This window comes from Mycobacteroides franklinii (genome assembly GCF_001853795.1).
In the GTDB taxonomy this organism is placed as follows: domain Bacteria; phylum Actinomycetota; class Actinomycetes; order Mycobacteriales; family Mycobacteriaceae; genus Mycobacterium; species Mycobacterium franklinii.
Window position 1 is genome coordinate 167297 of sequence record NZ_MLIK01000024.1, and the last position, 19178, is coordinate 186474.

Genomic DNA, 19178 nt, shown 5'->3' on the forward strand with positions numbered 1-19178 from the left:
TCGGACCCGGCTTCGGTTCGGGCGATAACCCGTTGATAGAGCAGTACCGCAGTGCTCGCGCCCAGGGAGCACTGTTCGAGGTCGGGCGCCGGGGTACCCAGGCGGGTTATGACGAATTTCTGGCGCCGGACGGCACCGTCCGCCCGGGCTGGACCGACCTGGCCGACGCTATCGCGCAGCGCGGCCGTGCTGGCCTGGACCGTCTGCTGGACCGAGTCCGCACCCTCGTCGACAGCGACGGCATCACCTACATGGATCCGCGGCGCGTCGCGGGGGGCGTGCCCGGACCCGACACGCCGGCGCTACCGGTGCCCTGGCGTCTGGATGGGCTGCCACTGCTGCTGGACCCGGAGGACTGGAACGACCTGGAGGTGGGCCTCACTCAGCGGGCCACGCTGCTGGACGCCATCCTCAGCGACCTCTACGGTCCGCAGGAACTGATCAGTTCCGGTGCGTTGCCGCCGCAGCTGCTGTTCGCCCATCCCGGGTACCTGCGTGCGGCTCACGGCATGGCGCTGCCCGGGCGGCATCAGCTCTTTCTGCTCGGGTCCGATGTCGGGCGCACCGCCGCCGGTGACTTCCGGGTGAACGCGGACTGGACGCAGGCCCCGTCGGGTGCCGGTTACGCGATGGCGGACCGGCGGGTGGTCGCACACGCCGCCCCGGACCTTTACGAGAAGGTGGCTCCGCGGCCGACTTCGTCCTTCGCGCAGACACTGCGGCTGGCGCTCATCGACGTCGCTCCCGAGTCGGTGGAGGATCCGGCGGTGGTGGTGCTGAGCCCCGGTATCCACTCGGAGACCTCCTTCGATCAGGCCTATCTGGCGTCGGTGCTGGGTTTCCCGCTGGTCGAGTCCGCGGATCTGGTGGTACGCGACGGCAAGCTCTGGATGCGGTCGCTGGGCACCTTGCGCCGGGTGGACGTGGTGCTGCGCCGCGTAGATGCCGACTATTCCGATCCGTTGGATCTGCGGGCCGACTCACGATTGGGAGTTGTCGGGCTGGTCGAGGTGATCCGGCGCGGCGCGGTGACCGTCGTCAACTCGCTGGGCAGCGGCGTGCTGGAAAACCCCGGATTGGCTCGTTTCCTGCCGGGTCTGTCACAGCGGCTGCTCGATGAGCCACTCGCCTTGCCCGGCGCTCAATCCTGGTGGGGCGGTATCGACGCGGAGCGCTCGCATCTGCTCGCGCACCTGGGCTCCTTGCTGGTGAAATCGACAGTGGGGGAAGAGGTCTACACGGGTCCATTGCAGTCTGCCCAGACCCTGGAAACGCTGCGGGCGCGTATCGAGGCGGCTCCCTGGCGCTGGGTCGGTCAAGAACTCCCCGAACTGTCGGTGGCCCCCACCTATCTGCGCTCCGGCGCGCTCACCGCGGCGCCGGTGGGTATGCGGCTGTTCACGGTCGCGCAGCGTGGCGGATACGCCCCAATGATCGGTGGGCTCGGCTATGTCGCAGCCACCGGCTACTCCGGTGCGACGCTCAATAGCTTTGCCGCCAAAGATATTTGGGTTCAACAGCCGGATCGTGATCAGACCGAGCGCGCGTTGACAGTCGCCCCACTGGATCTGCCCGCCGGGCGATCGGTGGGATCGGACGCGGTCAGCTCACCGCGCGTGCTGTCCGATCTGTTCTGGCTGGGGCGGTACGGGGAGCGTGCGGAGAATCTGGTCAGGCTGCTGTCAGTCACTCGGGAACGCTTCCACGAGTACCGGTATCGGCAGTTCATGGAGGCCAGCGAATGTGTCCCGGTACTGTTGAAGGCGTTGGGAGACATCACCGGAACCGACACCACGGCAGAGGATCTGGGAACCCAGCTGTGGTCCTTGACGGTGGACAAGGAACGGGCCGGATCACTGGCGCAATCGCTGGAGCGGCTCGGACTGGCTGCTCGCGCGGTCCGTGACCAGATGTCCAACGACACCTGGATGGTGCTCGGCGGAATGGATCGGGCCGTCGCGTCCGCCGCGGCGGAGTACGACGAGTTCACCCGATCCGGCGACACCCCGACGCGTATGGATGACACCGTGCTCGCCGCGACGCAAACCCAAGTACTGGCGGGGCTGCTCGCGCTATCCGGGCTCGCAGCAGAATCGACGGTCCACGACATCGGTTGGACCATCATGGATATCGGTAAACGCATCGAGCGTGGCCTCGGCCTGACTGCTCTGTTGCGTTCCACTCTCACCGCGGTCCGAGGCCGTGCGGCCGACCAGTCGGTCACCGAATCCACGCTGGTGGCCTGCGAGTCTTCGGTGATGTACCGCCGCCGCACCCGCGGCAAGATCAGTCTGGAGGCCGTCGCCGATCTGTTGCTTTTCGACGCCGACAATCCCAGATCGCTGCTGTATCAGGTGGAGTCGCTACGCAACGACCTCAAATCGCTACCCAGTGCCTCGGGTACCTCACGCCCCGAACGGCTGGTGGAAGACTTGGTGACCCAACTCCGGCGAATTGACCCGTCGGATCTGGACACCGCGAACGAGGAGGGGCAGCGAGACACGCTGGCCGAAACTCTCGACAACGTCCACCAGGCGCTACGCGAACTGTCCACCGTGATCACCGCGACCCATCTGTCCATGCCGACCGGCATGCAGCCACTGTGGGGTCCCGACCCAAGGCGGAAGCTGCCGTGACCGATGATATTGGCGCCGGTGGCTCATCCGTGATCCGCTATCGGGTGACGCACCGCACCCTGTATCGGTACTCCGATGACGTCACCAGCTCGTACGGGCGTGGCTATCTCACGCCACGTGACACCGAGTGGCAGCGTTGTGAATCGAGTGAGCTGATCGTCGAGCCCGAGCCCTCGGACAGTTCGACCGGCAGAGATCTGTACGGGAACCTGAGCTCCTACTTCCACGTCACCACGCCGCACCGGGAGCTGAGCGTGACGGGGCACTCGGTTGTCGACGTCGAAAACCCGGCGCCGCCGGGAGCCGGGTGGCACCAGGCATGGGAGCTTGCCCGCCCGGCGTACGGGGAGCCGACCGGGGCAGCGGCGTTGGCCACGGAGTTTGTCTTGGACTTGGCGACTCCGGAGATCACCGATGAGGTATGTGACTACGCCGCAGTGAGTTTCACCCCCGGGCGGCCGCTCGGTGAGGCGGTCGTGGATCTGATGGGGCGGATCTATCACGACTTCGAGTACCGTTCTGGGTCGACCACCATCTCCACCAAGGTCAGCGAGGTTCTGGCCGCCCGCGAAGGTGTGTGTCAGGACTTCGCCCGTATCGCTGCCACCGCGCTGCGAAGCCAGGGACTGGCGTCCCGCTACGTATCCGGTTATCTGGCCACCAATCCGCCGCCCGGACAGGCCCGCCTTGTCGGCGCCGACGCCACCCATGCCTGGGCGGCGGTGTGGGTCCCGCCCGAGGGCTGGGTCGCCTTCGACCCCACCAACAACACGGTTGCCGACGAACGGTATGTCACCGTTGCCTGGGGGCGCGATTACGCCGATGTTCCACCGCTGCGCGGGATCATCTACACCGACTCCGAGAGCAGCACCATCAAGGTGTCGGTCGATGTCGCGCCCTGTGAGGAGAGTCCTGCCCATGCGTGACTTCATCTGCCCGCAGTGCGGCCAGCATCTGGCGTTCGAGAACTCGGTATGCCTGTCCTGTGGCAGTCATGTCGGTTTCTCGCTTGAACAGAAGGCACTGCTCGTCCTCGCCGAGGATGAGGGGCCTGGATTCGTCGATGCCGATAGTCATCAGCTGTGCGCAAATTTGCATGTGGCCGAATGCAATTGGTTGGTGAATGGCACCGGGGCGGGAACGATATGTGCCTCGTGTGCGCTCACTCGCACCCGGCCCAACGACTCCGACACGATCGCCATGCCGGCATTCGCCGACGCGGAGAAGGCAAAGCGCCGGCTCATCGCCGAGCTTGCCGAGCTGCGGCTACCCGTCACGGGCCGGGACACGGATCCCCAGTTCGGATTGGCGTTCGACCTGCTCTCCAGCGAGCACGAGCAGGTGATGACCGGCCATCACAACGGGGTGATCACCCTGGACCTCGCCGAAGGGGATGACGTCCACCGCGAGCAGCTTCGCATCTCCATGGACGAGCCGTACCGCACCCTGCTCGGACACTTCCGCCACGAGATCGGGCATTACTTTTACTACCGGCTCATCGGGAGCTCACCGGACTACGCCGAGAGGTTCCGTGCACTCTTCGGTGATGCGGACGCCGATTACCAGGCGGCCCTCGATCGTCATTACCAACAAGGCGCTCCGGAGGACTGGGAGGCGAACTTCGTTTCTTCTTACGCGAGCATGCATCCGGCTGAGGACTGGGCTGAGACCTTCGCGCACTATCTGCATATCCGCGACACCCTGGACACCGCCGCATCCTTCGCGCTGGCCCCGGCCGGCGGCACCTTCGATCGTAGGGTGTTGGGGCCGAGCGGATTCGACACCATCATCGAGATGTGGCTGCCGCTGGCGTGGTCGCTCAACATGGTCAATCGTTCGATGGGGCACGGCGATCTGTACCCCTTCGTGTTGCCCGGTCCCGTCCTGGACAAGATGCGGTTGATTCACGAGATTGTCATGGCCGCGGGGGATCCCGAGGGGTGACTACCCGCCCGGGGTGGCGAACACAAACAAGGCCATAAATGCCACGTTGATGAAGAATGTCGCCTCCACCAGGCTGACGGTGATGAAAAACGGTGTGAATAACCGGTTCTGAGATTCCGGCTGGCGGGCCACCCCGGCGATGAGCTGTGCCCCGGCCATGCCGTCGCCGATACCCGCCCCGATGGCACCGCCTGCCAGCGTGATCGCTCCAGCCAGCAGCGCGTTGCCCATCAGAAGTTCAGTAGCCATGATCCCTATCCTTCGTCGTGGTATCCAGCAGTGCGGCGATGACGGCCACCGCCGCCCCAGCGCCGTCTTCGCCACGAATGAGCCGTGAGAGACGTTGGGTTTCTTCGCGATACCGCGGTTCCCCGACCACCCGCGCGATCGAGGCCGAGAGCTCTTGGGCTCCCAGCGATGAACGCGGTAGCGGGGTGCAGGCGGCACCCAGTTGGGCCAGTCGATTGGCCCAGAACGGTTGGTCCATGATGCCGGGCACCGGGATAGAGGGGACCCCTGCTCGCAGTGCGGCGGCCGCGGTTCCTGCCCCGCAGTGATGGATGACCGCGGCCATCTTCGGAAACAGCCAAGAGTGCGGTACGTCATCCACACTGATGACGTTCTCGCCCCGGCCGACGAGCCCAGCCCACCCGCGTTGCACCACCGCGCGCACCCCGGCCCTGTGTGTCGCGGCAGCGATGGTCTCTGACAACTCGCGCCCCTTGGAAGTGGCGGTGCTGCCCAGACCGACGAAGACGGGAGCGGGACCGCTGTCTAGGAAGTCTGCTAGTTCTTTTGGGGGAAGCCAGGTTTCGTCATCATCAGGCCACCAGTAACCGGTCTGGTGCCAGTGCGGCAGCCAATCGTCGGGGCGTGCGACGACGTGACCGCTATAGCCGTGGATGACGGGCCAGCTCCTGGTACGGGCTTGGTGATAGCTGTGCAGCGACGACGGAACCAGGCCGAGGTTGTGGCGGAGAGCATCAATGAGCGGGGTATAGATCCGTTCCCCGGACTGGGCGAGGCGCCATGTCAACCGGTTTCCATATCTGCCAAACGATCGGACCGTGAGCGGTGGCGGTGCGAAGTTCCCAGTGGGACAGGATGGTTGAAGCGACAGTCCGGCGCTGGGTACGCAGAGTGCTTCGGCCACGTGATATCCCAACAGGGTCCCCACCGGCCCCTCGGCCAGTAGCACATCGGCATCGTGCGCTGCTTCGGCCATGGCCTCGCCGACTCCTGCAAGTCCGGCACGCATCTCGGTGAGGGCCGCTCGTGAGGGTTGCATCCGCGTGCCGTCCACGAGTGCCTGGCCATGTGCCGAATCTCGCGTTGCCGTCTCGGTGTCGCCGGGCAAGGCGCGAAATTCCAGACCGGAGGCACGCACCATCTCCGCATAGGGCTGCTGCGCGGCGATGACGACGCGGGCGGGCAGGTTGTCGCGCAGCCGACCGGCCATTCCTGTCAGGGGTGCCACGTCTCCGCGGGTCCCGTAGGCGCAGATCACGACCGTGGTCACGGTGCGCCACCAACAGCCTTGGTGAACATATCGACCAGCTGCTCGCCGTAGCCGACAGCGTCGTAGTCAGGGTCGCGTCCCAGCTCCCATACCGCCCCGTCCAATGCGGCGCGTAAGGCGTTCTTCATGAATCGCGGTGAAACGGGCTGGAACTCACCGGACGTGACACCGTCGGTGAAGATCGACTCGGGATCCATCGCGGCGAACTCGGCGGGCGGCTCCGTACCCGCTGCTGCTTGGTCGAACCGCAGGCCGTCTTGACTGCGGTAGCCGGTGATGATCTCCAACAGGGCTATCGCGGCCACCCGGTTGTTTACGACGAACTCGATATTCGCTCTGATGTATGCCGTGAGCCGTCGCGTCGGGGTGCGTTCCGCGTGCACCGCGGGCACGATCATGGCTGCGGCCCGAGTGAAGACTTCGAGCATCACGGACTCGATGACATCCGTTTTTGATGCGAAGTGATACAGCACCGCGCTCTTGGCTACCCCCACGTGCTCGGCGATCTTGGCCAGCGATGTCTGCGGATAGCCCGCGTCGGCGAGTACCTCGATGGCACCCGCCACTATTTGTGCTCGCCGGGCGCGTTCGGTGAACGTCAACGACTTCTCAGACCGCATGGTCATAAATTAGACCGATCGGTCAGTGAAGGCAAGAGCAATCTTCTGTACGTGGACTGGCAAATACCGGGATGCGAATATCGTGATGAGTGTGTGCCGCCCCACAGTCTTATAAAGACGGGGTATGGTGAGACGGTAATGACGACATTATTGGCAGACCCCGTCGCGCAGGTTATCGCCACAGCCGAGGAGTTGCTCTCCAGGCGCGCGGGGGCAACGGTCACGCTTGCCGAACCGGAAGATCTCGGTGGCAGTGGGCCTGCGATCGTCATTCGGGTCCGCGCCGTGCAGAACCCGTTCGCGTTGCCGAAGTCCATGGTGATCAAGCAGGTCCCCGAGGGCGGATCCGACGCCGCAGTGCTCCGCGAGGTGGTGTCATACCAGTTCGCAAACTCCTTGACGGCCAAGCATCGGCCCGGTCCAGAGCTGGTTGCCTACTCCATCGCCGAACGCCTCATCGTGCTGACCGACCTAGGTTCGGCTCCGACGATGTCCGAGCTGCTTGCGGAGCGCAATCGTGCGGCGATAAACCATGCGCTGATGGCATGGGCGCAAGCCCTGGGGCGCATGCATGTCGCGACGGTTGGCCGCGAGGGCGACTTTGCTGCGCTGCTCCGCCGCCTTGATGTCAAGAAGATTGATGTGGACCCGGCGCAGCAGCGTCTCGGGGGAGCGGAAGCCATCTCACCACTGCAGCAGATCCTGAGAAGCGAGTACTCCCTAGAGGTTCCGCCGACCCTTATCTCTCGCCTGCAGCAAACAGCGGAGCTTTTCGAGAGGGGCGGCGTTCGGGCCTTCAGCCCCTCCGAGGTTGCCCCGGACAACATCCTCGTCACCGAACACGGCGTCCGAATTCTTGACTACGAATGGGGCGGTTTCCGCGACATCGTGCTGGATATCGCGCACGCGCTGACCGTCTACCCGGAGTTTCTGGGCGCGACCGAGCGTGAGGAAGTCGCCGAGCTCGATGATGCGATGACCGAAGCGTGGCGGTCCGATGTCGTGTCGATCGCGCCGGGACTGGCCGACGACGACAACCTCTCGCGGCGCATTCTTGACGCGCGCCTGATGTGGGTGTGGCTGGCCACCCACGAATACTTCACGGTGGACGTGGGCTTGGACGACGACACCGAAGATTCCGATGACACCGTCGTGTTCGAGAACCCCGCACCCAGTCACTCCGCGCTGCTGGGGCGATGGGTGGCACTGCACGCGGCCGCCGAGCGTGTCGACGATGACGTTGTGGCCGCACACGCCTCCGATGTCATCGGCGGGTTGCGCGGCGAAACCTTCACCGAGGGCTGAGTTCTCCGGGTCTCTGTCTAGACGTAGCGGACATGCCATGTCTTGCTGGGTACGTCGAGGATTGGGCCACTCGCACCCACGCACGCGCCGTCCCGGTCACGGTCTAGTCACGCGGGCGCGTCGTAGCCGGACGCGGCTCCGCCGCATTCCTACGATCGCCGGGTGGCTGATCGCTATGGCACCGATATCTTGTCCAACAACCCGCATTCCCCGCGGCGTCCTCAATCAACCGAGGTCGCGGCCATCAAGGGCTTGGTAGTCGAGGATGCCCAGACCGGGTTCGTGGGCGCCGTCGTGCGCATCGAGTACGGCCGGATGGATCTGGAGGACCGACACGGTCGGGTCCGCGGATTCCCGGTGGGCCCGGGATATCTCATCGACGGTAAGCCGGTGATCCTCAAGGAGCCACTGCGGCACACGCCGACCAAGCAGACCCGAAGCGCATCGGGATCGGTTGCGGTCCACGGTCTTAAGGCACGCACCGCGTTGGCCAGCCGGATCTACGTGGAGGGTCGCCACGATGCCGAGCTCGTAGAGCAGGTGTGGGGACACGACTTGCGCGTCGAGGGCGTCGTCGTGGAGTACCTGGGCGGGGTGGACGACTTGGCTGCCATCGTGAAGGAATTCCAGCCCGGTCCGGGCCGTCGGCTCGGGGTGCTGGTCGATCACCTGGTCAAGGGGTCCAAGGAGTCGCGGATCGCCGAGACGGTGCAAAAGGGCCCCTATGGCGCGCACACCCTGGTGGTGGGGCACCCTTTCGTGGACATCTGGCAGGCGGTGAAGCCCGAGCGGATCGGCCTGCATGCCTGGCCCACCGTCCCGCGCGATATCGAATGGAAGCACGGCATCTGTCAGGCCCTCGGCTGGCCGCACGGCAGCCAGACCGAGATCGCCGAGGCGTGGCGCCAAATCCGCGGCAAGGTGCGCACCTGGACGGACCTGGAGCCGGCCCTGATCGGCCGTGTCGAGGAACTGATCGATTTCGTCACGCAACCGGCGAGCTGAAGCCGTCGGCCCGACGTGGTAAGCCTGAGACGTGTCAGACAGCCTGTTCGACGTGCCCGGAGGCGATTTTGGCTCGGCGCCCATTGCCCCAGGGGTGCCGCCCAACGCGCCGCTGGCCGTCCGGATGCGCCCCGCAACGCTCGATGAGGTGGTGGGGCAGGGGCATCTGCTCAAACAGGGCTCGCCGTTGCGTCGTCTGGTCGACGGATCCGGGGCCGCCTCGGTCATCCTGTACGGCCCCCCGGGCACCGGGAAAACAACTCTCGCATCGTTGATTTCGGGCGTCACCGGGCGCCGGTTCGAGGCGCTGTCGGCGCTGTCCGCCGGAGTGAAAGAGGTGCGGGCGGTCATCGACGAGGCCCGCCGCGCCGCCGTCCACGGGCGCCAGACGGTGCTCTTCATCGATGAGGTGCACCGGTTCTCCAAGACACAGCAGGATGCGCTGCTCGCGGCCGTCGAGAATCGGGTGGTGCTGTTGGTGGCCGCGACCACCGAGAACCCCTCCTTCTCCGTCGTGGCCCCGCTGCTCTCGCGCTCACTGATCCTGCAGCTGCAGCCGTTGGGCGACAGCGATATTCGTGAAGTGCTCACCCGCGCGATCACCGATGAGCGCGGGCTCGGCGGTGCGGTGGCGGTAGATCCCGAGGCGCTCAGCCTGCTGGCACAGCTCGCGGCGGGCGACGCGCGGCGAGCGTTGACGGCTCTGGAAGTAGCGGCGGAGACCGCGGGGGGAGCCGGCGGGACCGTGACCGTCGAGGTGGTCGAGCAGTCGGTGGATCGGGCCGCGGTGCGCTACGACCGCGATGGCGACCAGCACTACGACGTGGTGAGCGCCTTCATCAAATCGATCCGTGGCTCCGATGTGGATGCCGCGCTGCACTACCTGGCACGCATGCTGATAGCGGGCGAGGATCCGCGCTTCGTCGCCCGGCGGCTGATGATCCTGGCCAGTGAGGATGTCGGCATGGCCGATCCCACGGCATTACCTCTGGCGGTGGCGGCGGCGCAGACGGTGCAGCTGATCGGGATGCCGGAGGCACAGCTGACCCTGACACACGCCGTCATACATCTGGCCACGGCGCCGAAATCGGGAGCGGTCCCGGCGGCGCTGGGCGCGGCGATGGGCGATATCCGCGCGGGGAAGGCAGGGTTGGTGCCACCGCATCTGCGTGACGGCCATTACAGCGGGGCAGCCAAACTCGGTAATGCGGTGGGCTATGTGTATCCGCACAACGACCGCGATGGCGTGGTGGCGCAGCAATACCCACCCGATGAGCTGATGGGTGCCGACTACTACCAGCCCACCGATCACGGCAACGAACGCGAGATCGCATCGCGGCTGGACAAGTTGCGCGCCATCATTCGGCGCGGCCTCAAGCGATGAACCGCACACTCGGCATACTGAAGGCATGACGTTACGTATGCGTTTGGCTGCGGGCGGATTACTCGCATCGTTGGCCGTGATAGCAGCACCCGCACAGGCCTGGGCGGACCCGGACCCAGATCCGGGAACCGATCCGGCCTTCGAAGATCCCGGCCCACCGCCACCTGCGCCGGTCGATCCATGGGTGGAGCAGTACGGACGCGATGTCGGGGCGGGAGCCGCGGGAAACGCCGCCGAGACGGGCGCGGGCATCCTGCTGGGCCCATTCCTGGGCCCGTTCACCGGGTTGGCCACCGCACCCATCGGTGATGCCGTCGACAGCTCTATCCGCGACGCGCCGACCGCCCCGTAGCGGCTGCGCTACCGACCGAACAGGCCGCGAATGCCTCGGCGCCTTGGCGCCTCTGGGGCGGGGGTTGGACGTTGCTCGGTCGAGAGGAAGGCCGCTCGGTCGATCAGATCTTGCAGTCCGCTGCTCGATTCCACATCGGGAGAATACGGTTTCGCATGCCGGGAAGGTCCGGATCCGGTGGCGCACGCGAGCGCCCGACGACCACGTACAGGGGCGCAATTGCTGTGCTCGTAGTCGATGCCCGTCCGTACCTATCAGGGGTCGATTTCCGGTTAGCTCGGCGCAGTGTGACGGATCAGATACTCGGTGGCGGTACCGCCTGACCTTGGCGTATACCGGCCATAGGCGGGCGCACCGGTAGGGTGGTCCGGTCAGATTCCCCAGCTACACGCAAGGACGACATGCAGACACACGAGATCCGGAAGCGATTCCTGGACCACTTCGTGAACGCCGGTCACACCGAGGTACCGAGCGCTTCGGTGATCCTCGACGACCCCAACCTGCTGTTCGTCAACGCCGGCATGGTCCAGTTCGTGCCGTTCTTCCTGGGGCAGCGCACCCCGCCGTACAACACGGCCACCAGCGTCCAGAAGTGCATTCGCACCCCGGACATCGACGAGGTGGGCATCACCACCCGGCACAACACCTTCTTCCAGATGGCCGGCAACTTCTCGTTCGGTGACTACTTCAAGCGGGAGGCGATCCGGCTCGCCTGGACGCTGCTGACCAACCCCGTGTCCGAAGGTGGCTACGGGTTCGATCCGGAGAAGTTATGGGCCACCGTCTATCTCGATGACGACGAGGCCATCGAGCTGTGGCAGGAGATCGCCGGACTGCCGCTGGATCGGATTCAGCGCCGCGGAATGGCCGACAACTACTGGTCCATGGGCATCCCCGGCCCGTGCGGCCCGTGTTCGGAGATCTACTACGACCGCGGCCCCGAGTACGGCATCGAGGGTGGCCCCGAGGCCAACGAGGACCGCTATATCGAGATCTGGAATCTCGTGTTCATGCAGAACGAGCGTGGCGAGGGCACCTCCAAGACGGACTTCGAGATCCTCGGGCCGCTGCCGCGTCAGAACATCGATACCGGGATGGGCGTCGAGCGCATCGCGTGTCTGCTGCAGGGTGTCGACAACGTCTACGAGACCGACCTCGTGCGGCCGGTCATCGACTGTGTGGCGGCCGTTGCCCCGCGCGGGTACGGGCAAGGCAGCCACGAGGACGACGTCCGCTACCGCGTCATCGGCGATCACGCTCGCACCGCGGCGATCATCATCGGTGACGGGGTCAGTCCCGGCAACGAAGGTCGCGGCTATGTGCTGCGCCGCCTGCTGCGCCGGATCATCCGCTCCACCAAGTTGCTCGGCGTCGAACAGCCCATGATGGGCGAGCTGATGGCCGTGGTGCGTGACGAGATGGGCCCGTCGTACCCAGAGTTGGTGACCGACTTCGAACGCATCAGCCGCATCGCCGTCGCCGAGGAGACCGCGTTCAACCGCACCCTGGCTTCCGGGTCGAAGCTGTTCGAGGACGCCGCGGACAAGACGAAAACGGCCGGAAAGAGCACGCTTTCGGGTAGCGATGCGTTCACCCTGCACGACACGTACGGATTCCCCATCGAGCTGACCCTCGAAATGGCGGCCGAGGCCGGGCTTTCGGTGGACGAGAACGGCTTCCGGGATCTGATGAACGAGCAGCGGCAGCGCGCCAAGGCCGACGCTGCCGCGCGCAAGCACGCCCATGCGGACCTGACGGCGTACCGCGAACTGGTCGATGCGGGCCCCACCGAGTTCACCGGGTTCGACGAATTGGATTCCCAGGCAACGATCCTGGGCATCTTCGTCGACGGTGCCCGGGTGCCTGTTGCCTCGGCGGGAGCCGACGCCGAAATCGTGCTCGATCGCACACCGCTGTATGCCGAATCGGGCGGGCAGATCGCCGATATCGGTTCCATTCGTGGAGACGGGACCAACGCGACATCGCAGGCGAAGGTGTCCGATGTCCAGAAGATCGCCAAAACGTTGTTCGTGCACAAGGTCACCGTGGAATCCGGCGAATTCGTCGAGGGTGACCAGGTGGTGGCCTCGGTGGACCGGCACTGGCGGCACGGCGCCACGCAGGGCCACTCGGGCACGCACATGGTGCATGGCGCACTGCGGCAGGTGTTGGGCCCCAACGCTGTTCAGGCGGGGTCGCTGAACCGGCCCGGATATCTGCGTTTCGACTTCAGTTGGCAGGGCGCGCTCTCGGAGGCGCAGCGGCAAGAAGTAGAAGACGTTGCCAACAAGGCGGTCGAGGCCAACTACCCCGTCAATACCTTCGTCACCGATCTGGACCAGGCCAAGTCGATGGGTGCGATGGCACTGTTCGGCGAGAACTACGGTGATCGGGTCCGCGTCGTCGATATCGGCGGACCGTTCTCCCTGGAGCTGTGCGGTGGTACCCATGTCGCGCATTCCTCGCAGATCGGACCCGTGACGCTGCTGGGCGAGTCCTCGGTGGGCTCCGGTGTTCGCCGTGTGGAGGCGTACGTCGGCCTCGACGCGTTCCGGTACCTCTCGAAGGAACGCGCGTTGATGGCGGCGCTTTCCTCGAGTCTGAAGGTGCCCTCCGAGGAGGTGCCAGGCCGGGTCGCCACGCTGGTGGAGCGCCTCAAGGTGGCCGAAAAGGAGCTGGAACAAACACGTTTGGCCTCGGTGAAGGCCTCCATCGCGACATTGGTGGCCAACGCAGAACGCATCGGCGACACCACGGTGGTGGCACACCGGCTACCGGACGGAACCGGTGCGGGTGACCTGCGCAGTCTGGTGGGTGACATCCGCGGCCGCCTCGGCAGTGACCCCGCTGTCGTCGCATTGATCGCCGCCGGCGATGGTTCGGTGCCCTTCGTGGTGTCGGTCAACCAGGCCGCCCAAGACTCCGGGCTGCGCGCCAATGACCTCGTCGGCGCCATCGGTCAGGCGGTGGACGGCCGCGGCGGCGGTAAACCCGATACGGCGCAGGGCTCCGGTAAGAATCCGGCAGGCATCGACGCGGCGCTCCATGCGCTGCGTGAACAGATCCGCCGGGCTTGAGCCGAGTGCCCGACAGCATGGATGAGCCGCTTGCGGAAAACCCGACAAGCGAAGCCCCAACCCCGGATCGTCCCGGCCCCGACGACCCGGGCCGAGGCCGTCGGCTGGGTGTAGATGTGGGTACCGTCAGGATCGGGATCGCATCGAGTGACCCCGATGGAATTCTTGCTACGCCGGTCGAGACCGTCGCGCGGGATGCTAAGGACGACAGTGATTTCCGGCGTATCGCGGAACTGGTCGAGGAGATGAGCGTGGTCGAGGTCGTCGTCGGCCTGCCACGCAACCTGCGTGTGGGTACTGGGTCGTCGGCGCGCGACGCGCTGGCGTTCGCCCGCGAGTTGGGCGCACGGATCGCCCCGGTACCGGTGCGGTTAGTGGACGAGCGTTTCACTACTACTACCGCCCAGCGTTCTCTGCGTGAGGCAGGAGTACGGTCTCGTCAGCAGCGCGGCATCATCGACCAGGCTGCAGCGGTGGCCATTCTGCAGGATTGGCTCGAGCAGCGGCGCCGGTGTGGCAGTGAAGGGGACACGCGTTGAGCGACCGGCGCGACTGGGACGATCGCCAGGAGCACGTTGACGATGACTGGGGAGTCGGCCGCCGGGCCGTCCCGGTCGCTGTCGGCCCCCGGCCCCGAGAGACTCGCCGGGAACGGGCGCGGCGCAGGGCAGCGGCCCGGCGTCGTCGCAACGCCGGAATCCTGGGGCTGGCGGCGGTTGTCATCATCACGGTCGCTGCCGTCGTCGGTGGAGCGAAGCTGTGGGACAGCCTGTTCGGTGCCGACCACCCCGTCGCCGACTACTCGGGGTCCGGGGTCAAGGACTTCGTGTTCGAGGTGCACCGCGGCGACACCACCAAAGTTATCGGTCAGCGCCTGAAGGATGAGGGTGTGGTGGCGACCCCCAGTGCCTTCACCGACGCCGCTCAGGGCAATCAGGCCATTGCCGCGATCCAGCCCGGCTTCTACAAGCTGCGCACCAAGATTCCCGGTAAGGACGCCGTCGCGCGCCTTGCCGAGCAAGAAAACCGAGTCGGGCTGCTGGTCATCCCCGAGGGCCGACAGCTCGATGACGTCTCCGCGGTAGCCAACGGAGCGGTCACCGAAGGCATCTTCACCCTGATCGCCCGCGCCTCCTGTGTGGATCTGGACGGAGACAAACACTGTGTCGCCGCCTCGGATCTACGGCAGGCCGCCACGACGGCGTCGCAGTCCGAGCTCGCCGTGCCGGAATGGGCGTCCAACGGAGTCAACGCCGTGCGCGACGACCATCGCCGCATCGAAGGGCTGATCGCCGCTGGACGGTGGGATTTCGATCCGATGGCCGAACCGGAGCAGATCCTGGCCTCCCTGATCCGCGAGAGCAACGCGCAGTACCAGCAGCTCGGACTGTTGAACGCCGACGCGGCGGGATTGTCGCCCTACGAGGTGCTGGTGGTGGCCTCGCTGCTACAGAGGGAAGCGAAACCGCGCGACTTCGCGAAGGTGGCGCGGGTCGTCTACAACCGGCTGGCCAAACATCAGAAACTGGAATTCGACTCCACGGTGAACTACCCGCTGGACCGGCAGGAAGTCGCGACTACCGACCACGATCGGGAAAGTAAGACACTGTGGAATACCTATGTGTCGCAGGGTCTTCCGGTCACGCCGATCAGTTCTCCCAGTCCGGAGGCGCTGCAGGCGGCCGAGCATCCCGAGGCGGGGGATTGGCTGTACTTCGTCACCATCGACTCCGAGGGCACCACGCTGTTCACTGCGGATTACAACGAGCATCTGGCAAACATCGAGCTGGCCAAGAAGAACGGCATCTTGGACAGTGCGCGCTGACGTTCGCCGCGCTGCGGTCCTGGGCTCGCCGATCGGGCATTCGCGTTCACCCGATCTGCACCTGGCCGCCTACCGCGAGCTGGGTCTGAGCGGGTGGATCTACGAACGAATTGAGTGCACGGCCGAGCAACTGCCCGATGTGGTCGGTGGCGCCGGGCCCGAGTGGGTGGGTTTCTCGGTGACCATGCCCGGCAAGTTCGCCGCTCTGGAGGTCGCATCGAGCGCGACCGACCGCGCGCGGTCGATTGGCGCGGCCAATACGTTGGTGCGCTCGGGTGAGGGCTGGCATGCCGACAACACCGATGTCGATGGAGTATCTGGAGCGTTGACGGGAGCCGGCATAGACCCGGCCGGACAGCCCGCGGTGATCTTGGGTGCCGGTGGCACCGCGCGTCCGGCGATCGTGGCGCTCGCGGCGATGGGTGTGCAGTCTCTGACGGTGGTGGCCCGTGACGCGGGCCGGGCACAGGGCGTTCTTGACCTTGCCGAGCAGGTGGGTCTGCCGGCCTCGGTGGTCGGATTCGAGGATGAAGCCCTGTCCTCGCTCTGCCGCGCATCGGGTGTGTTGGTGAGTACGGTGCCCGCCGAAGCTGCCGCGCCACACGTGCAGTCCCTGGCGACGGCACCGGCGATTCTCGACGTCATCTATCACCCGTGGCCCACCACTCTGGCCGAAGCAGCGCAGCGCCGCGGCGCGACAGTGGTTGGTGGTCTGGAAATGCTGCTCAACCAGGCGTTCACCCAGGTGGAGCTGTTTACCGGGCAGCCTGCGCCGCGGGCGGCGATGGCCGCCGCCCTGCGCTGAACATTCGGCAATCCGGCGTTATCGGCCAGTTGCGGTCGTGAGGTTCAGACTCGCGAATGCCGGTAGGACCTGCGGGAATCAAATTCATGGGACTTTTGGTCCCATCAGGTGTTGCATGGGATGCTGCGTCCCAGTAAATTGGAGGGTAATTCGAGGAGGAAGCAATGCCGCTTTACACCGTCCCCGGGCCTAGCGATTTCGACGCGGAGTACTTGCAGACCCTGCACACGCTGTCCGAAGGCTCGGTGCGCCTGCACTTCGATCCCTTCACGGACATCGACTGGGATGCGCCCGATTACCAAATCGATCGCAACGATCCGCGCTGGGTTCTGAATCCAGAGCTGGACACGCTCGGCGCCACGCAGTGGTACCGGGATCTGCCGTTGGACCGTCAAATCGAGATCGGCCGCTGGCGGCTGGCCAATAGCGTCAAGGTAGGGCTTGCCTTCGAGAGCATCCTGATCCGCGGCATGATGCAGTACCTCATGAAGCTGCCAAACGGCTCGCCGGAGTTCCGCTACTGCCTCCACGAGATGACCGAGGAGTGCAACCACATCCAGATGTTCCAGGAGCTCGTCAACCGTATCGGTGACGATGTCCCGGGCATGCGCAAGTGGTTCCGCAGGCTGTCGCCGATCATCGGCGTGGCGGGCGGCTGGGCCCATGTGGTGCTCTTCATTGGCATCCTTGGTGGCGAGGAGCCCATCGACCACTACCAGAAGTCGTTGATCCGCAAGGACGTCGACCTACCGCCGGCTGTCCGTCGCACGATGGAGATCCACGTCGCCGAAGAGGCGCGGCACATCTCCTTCGCCGGTGAATTCCTGCGCGTGCACATGCCGCTGATGAGCGCGCGTAAGCGCGCCCTGTGCACCCTCTTGTTCCCGATTGTCATGAAGCTACTGGCGAACGAGATCATGATTCCGCCGCGGTCCTTCGCCGCCGAGTTCGGTATCCCGCGTGAAGTTTTCAAACAGGCCTTCTGGCGTAGCGCGCACGCTCGGCACACCCTTTCCGAGTATTTCGGGGATATGCGCAAGCTCACCGAGGACATCGGAATGCGTCCGTGGTGGGTTCGCCCGTTGTGGAAGGTGCTGCACATCGACGGTCGTCCGTCGCGGTACCGCAGCGAGCCCGACCGCTCACATGCGGGCGCGCCGCTAGCGGTTGGCGCCTGACAGCTTGGCCAGTGCGGCCATCAGGTCGGTCGTCGGGTCCAACGACACGCCGACTGAGCCGCCCGCGCCGTCCAATACGTACCAGACGTAGTTCGCCAGATCCTCGACGATCTCGGTGCGCGTGCGTACGGGTTCGGTTTCCCGTAGCCACCGGGAGAGACTTCCTTCGACCATGGTCACCACGGCATAGGTGACCGATTCGAAGGGGCTGTAGTCAATTCCGAGTAGCTCGGTGATCGGAACCAAGACCCCGCGTACACGTTGTTCCATGCGCACCTTGACCGTGCTGATGGCGTCGACGGCCGGATCGTCATCGGTGGCCCCGGACCGCATGAACTCGTAGCGATGCGGGTAGTCGGTCATCCAATCCAAAACGGCCCGAATGGTTCTGGTGGCGATGTCGATGATCGAACCCTCGGTGACATCGAGCTGCGAGGAGATGGTCGTATCGAAGTCCTCGAGCAGATGTGAGCGGATCCGGCGGTCCAGATCCTCGCGGCCTTCGAACTGCCGGTACACCACGGACTTGGCCAGTCCGGCCCGCTTGGCGATCGATTGCACGGGAATCTCGGTGCCGGGCTGTGTTTCGTCGAGCAGCGCGACGGCGGACTCCACGATCCGGGTCTGTCGAGCGGAGTTATGCCGTTCCCAACGTGCCTCGTGCCCGGTTCGTGAGCGCTCTTGGGCATCGCTATCCGGCACCGGTTGAGTCTATCGACCCGAATCAGGCTTCGATGCCACACAGAAGATCCGGTGGAATCCGAACGGTGTCACATCGCCGGAGCGCGGGTAGGCGTGCCGAAGCAGCGTTGCGTATTCCACCTCGAACTCTGCGAATTCATCGGCCGTAAGTGCCGAGATGACGGGCCGTAGACCGGTGCCGTGCACCCACCGCAGGACGGGATCATCGCCGTCGAGTAGATGCACATACGTGGTCTCCCAGGCATCTGGAACCAGGCCGGCGGAAATCGCCAGGCGCGCATAATCTTCAGCGCTGTCGGTGCTCTCGGTCCCACGCAGTACCCCGCCCAGACGGGCTGCCCAGCGCGGCGATTCGGCGACCTGACGCATCAACACGTGCGAGGGTGCGCCGAAATTGCCCGGCACCTGGAAGGCCAGCCACCCTCCGGGATTGAGCTGCTGGGCCCATCCGGCAATGAGGTCGCGATGCTGCGGAAGCCATTGCAACGCGGCATTTGTGAACACCACGTCCACACCATCGGCGCGGAAGTTGGCGATATCGCCTTGTTCGAGACGCAGGTTGGCGGGCAGGTCTGCGGGGGCGGTGGCGAGCAACTCGGCAGAAGAATCCAGGCCGAGCACCGAGGCGTTCGGCCAGCGGTGTGCCAACTCGACCGTCAGGACTCCACTGGCGCAACCCAAATCAACGACGGTGCGCGGATCAGAGGTTGGGATACGTGAAAGAAGTTCGAAGAACGGGCGACTGCGTTCATCGCCGAAACGGCTGTATTCCTGCGGGCTCCACTGGGTTTTCGGGGTACTCGTCACTGTTCCGAATCTAGCCTCG

At 65.3% G+C, this 19178-nt stretch carries 17 protein-coding genes; 12 read left to right on the forward strand and 5 right to left on the reverse strand.

Annotated elements, in window-relative coordinates; genetic code table 11:
• Positions 1-32 precede the first annotated feature (32 nt).
• Genes BKG76_RS20240 through BKG76_RS20250 form a run of 3 tightly spaced genes read left to right on the forward strand, consistent with a single transcriptional unit; the run spans position 33 to position 4580 of the window.
• Entirely contained in the window at positions 33-2636 is a 2604-nt protein-coding gene (locus BKG76_RS20240) for a circularly permuted type 2 ATP-grasp protein (RefSeq protein WP_070940011.1), read from the forward strand.
• Positions 2603-3562, forward strand: a complete 960-nt coding sequence (locus BKG76_RS20245) for a transglutaminase family protein (protein WP_083338149.1) — start codon at positions 2603-2605, stop codon at positions 3560-3562. The genes BKG76_RS20240 and BKG76_RS20245 overlap by 34 nt, the downstream gene beginning before the upstream one ends.
• On the forward strand, positions 3555-4580 hold the full coding sequence (locus BKG76_RS20250; protein ID WP_070939512.1) for a zinc-binding metallopeptidase family protein: 1026 nt from the start codon (positions 3555-3557) through the stop codon (positions 4578-4580). The genes BKG76_RS20245 and BKG76_RS20250 overlap by 8 nt, the downstream gene beginning before the upstream one ends.
• On the opposite strand, the gene BKG76_RS20255 is transcribed toward BKG76_RS20250, so the two are convergent.
• The 3 genes from BKG76_RS20255 to BKG76_RS20265 are packed head-to-tail and all read right to left on the reverse strand — an operon-like array spanning position 4581 to position 6719.
• Positions 4581-4829, reverse strand: coding sequence for a F0F1 ATP synthase subunit C (locus tag BKG76_RS20255; RefSeq protein ID WP_070939513.1), 249 nt, complete (start codon positions 4827-4829; stop codon positions 4581-4583).
• A complete protein-coding gene (locus tag BKG76_RS20260; RefSeq protein ID WP_083338150.1) occupies positions 4819-6099 on the reverse strand; it encodes a glycosyltransferase in 1281 nt (426 codons plus the stop codon). The genes BKG76_RS20255 and BKG76_RS20260 overlap by 11 nt, the downstream gene beginning before the upstream one ends.
• Positions 6096-6719 (reverse strand): TetR/AcrR family transcriptional regulator, encoded by a 624-nt coding sequence (locus BKG76_RS20265; RefSeq protein WP_070940013.1) that lies wholly within the window; start codon positions 6717-6719, stop codon positions 6096-6098. Before BKG76_RS20265 ends, BKG76_RS20260 begins: the two co-directional genes overlap by 4 nt.
• A 138-nt stretch (positions 6720-6857) precedes the next feature.
• Here BKG76_RS20265 and BKG76_RS20270 point away from each other — a divergent pair, with 138 nt between their 5' ends.
• The 9 genes from BKG76_RS20270 to BKG76_RS20310 all read left to right on the forward strand — a co-directional run bounded on the left by BKG76_RS20270 (position 6858) and on the right by BKG76_RS20310 (position 17650).
• Positions 6858-8024, forward strand: a complete 1167-nt coding sequence (locus BKG76_RS20270) for a kinase (protein ID WP_070939514.1) — start codon at positions 6858-6860, stop codon at positions 8022-8024.
• Positions 8025-8186: 162 nt separating this feature from the next.
• Positions 8187-9029 (forward strand): DUF3097 domain-containing protein, encoded by an 843-nt coding sequence (locus tag BKG76_RS20275; protein ID WP_070939515.1) that lies wholly within the window; start codon positions 8187-8189, stop codon positions 9027-9029.
• A 31-nt stretch (positions 9030-9060) separates the two neighbouring features.
• A complete protein-coding gene (locus tag BKG76_RS20280; protein ID WP_070939516.1) occupies positions 9061-10413 on the forward strand; it encodes a replication-associated recombination protein A in 1353 nt (450 codons plus the stop codon).
• Between the two features lie 25 nt (positions 10414-10438).
• Positions 10439-10765 carry a hypothetical protein gene (locus BKG76_RS20285; protein WP_070939517.1) on the forward strand — a complete coding sequence of 109 codons (327 nt, stop codon included), beginning with the start codon at positions 10439-10441 and terminating at the stop codon, positions 10763-10765.
• Between the two features lie 401 nt (positions 10766-11166).
• A complete protein-coding gene (gene alaS / locus BKG76_RS20290; protein WP_070939518.1) occupies positions 11167-13842 on the forward strand; it encodes an alanine--tRNA ligase in 2676 nt (891 codons plus the stop codon).
• Between the two features lie 17 nt (positions 13843-13859).
• Complete coding sequence (gene ruvX, locus BKG76_RS20295; RefSeq protein WP_070940014.1) at positions 13860-14381, forward strand: Holliday junction resolvase RuvX; 522 nt, start codon at positions 13860-13862, stop codon at positions 14379-14381.
• Positions 14378-15667 (forward strand): endolytic transglycosylase MltG, encoded by a 1290-nt coding sequence (gene mltG, locus BKG76_RS20300; protein WP_070939519.1) that lies wholly within the window; start codon positions 14378-14380, stop codon positions 15665-15667. Before ruvX ends, mltG begins: the two co-directional genes overlap by 4 nt.
• Positions 15657-16472: a shikimate dehydrogenase gene (locus BKG76_RS20305; protein WP_070939520.1), complete on the forward strand. Its 816-nt coding sequence runs from the start codon at positions 15657-15659 to the stop codon at positions 16470-16472. The genes mltG and BKG76_RS20305 overlap by 11 nt, the downstream gene beginning before the upstream one ends.
• Positions 16473-16636: 164 nt before the next feature.
• Positions 16637-17650: an AurF N-oxygenase family protein gene (locus BKG76_RS20310; RefSeq protein WP_070939521.1), complete on the forward strand. Its 1014-nt coding sequence runs from the start codon at positions 16637-16639 to the stop codon at positions 17648-17650.
• Here BKG76_RS20310 and BKG76_RS20315 read toward each other — a convergent pair.
• Both BKG76_RS20315 and BKG76_RS20320 read right to left on the reverse strand, forming a co-directional pair.
• A complete protein-coding gene (locus BKG76_RS20315; protein ID WP_070939522.1) occupies positions 17633-18352 on the reverse strand; it encodes a TetR/AcrR family transcriptional regulator in 720 nt (239 codons plus the stop codon). The two genes, BKG76_RS20310 and BKG76_RS20315, sit on opposite strands and share 18 nt — an antisense overlap.
• A gap of 9 nt (positions 18353-18361) precedes the next feature.
• Positions 18362-19159, reverse strand: a complete 798-nt coding sequence (locus tag BKG76_RS20320) for a methyltransferase domain-containing protein (protein WP_070939523.1) — start codon at positions 19157-19159, stop codon at positions 18362-18364.
• Positions 19160-19178: the final 19 nt, after the last annotated feature.

What these genes read in the sequence shown, in the direction of transcription:
- BKG76_RS20250 (WP_070939512.1), top strand. Translation starts at nt 3,555, where the DNA reads ATGCGTGACTTCATCTGCCCGCAGTGCGGCCAGCATCTGGCGTTCGAG.
- alaS (WP_070939518.1), top strand. Translation starts at nt 11,167, where the DNA reads ATGCAGACACACGAGATCCGGAAGCGATTCCTGGACCACTTCGTGAAC.
- BKG76_RS20310 (WP_070939521.1), top strand. Translation starts at nt 16,637, where the DNA reads ATGCCGCTTTACACCGTCCCCGGGCCTAGCGATTTCGACGCGGAGTAC.
- BKG76_RS20255 (WP_070939513.1), bottom strand. Translation starts at nt 4,829, where the DNA reads ATGGCTACTGAACTTCTGATGGGCAACGCGCTGCTGGCTGGAGCGATC.
- BKG76_RS20270 (WP_070939514.1), top strand. Translation starts at nt 6,858, where the DNA reads ATGACGACATTATTGGCAGACCCCGTCGCGCAGGTTATCGCCACAGCC.
- BKG76_RS20285 (WP_070939517.1), top strand. Translation starts at nt 10,439, where the DNA reads ATGACGTTACGTATGCGTTTGGCTGCGGGCGGATTACTCGCATCGTTG.
- BKG76_RS20265 (WP_070940013.1), bottom strand. Translation starts at nt 6,719, where the DNA reads ATGCGGTCTGAGAAGTCGTTGACGTTCACCGAACGCGCCCGGCGAGCA.
- ruvX (WP_070940014.1), top strand. Translation starts at nt 13,860, where the DNA reads ATGGATGAGCCGCTTGCGGAAAACCCGACAAGCGAAGCCCCAACCCCG.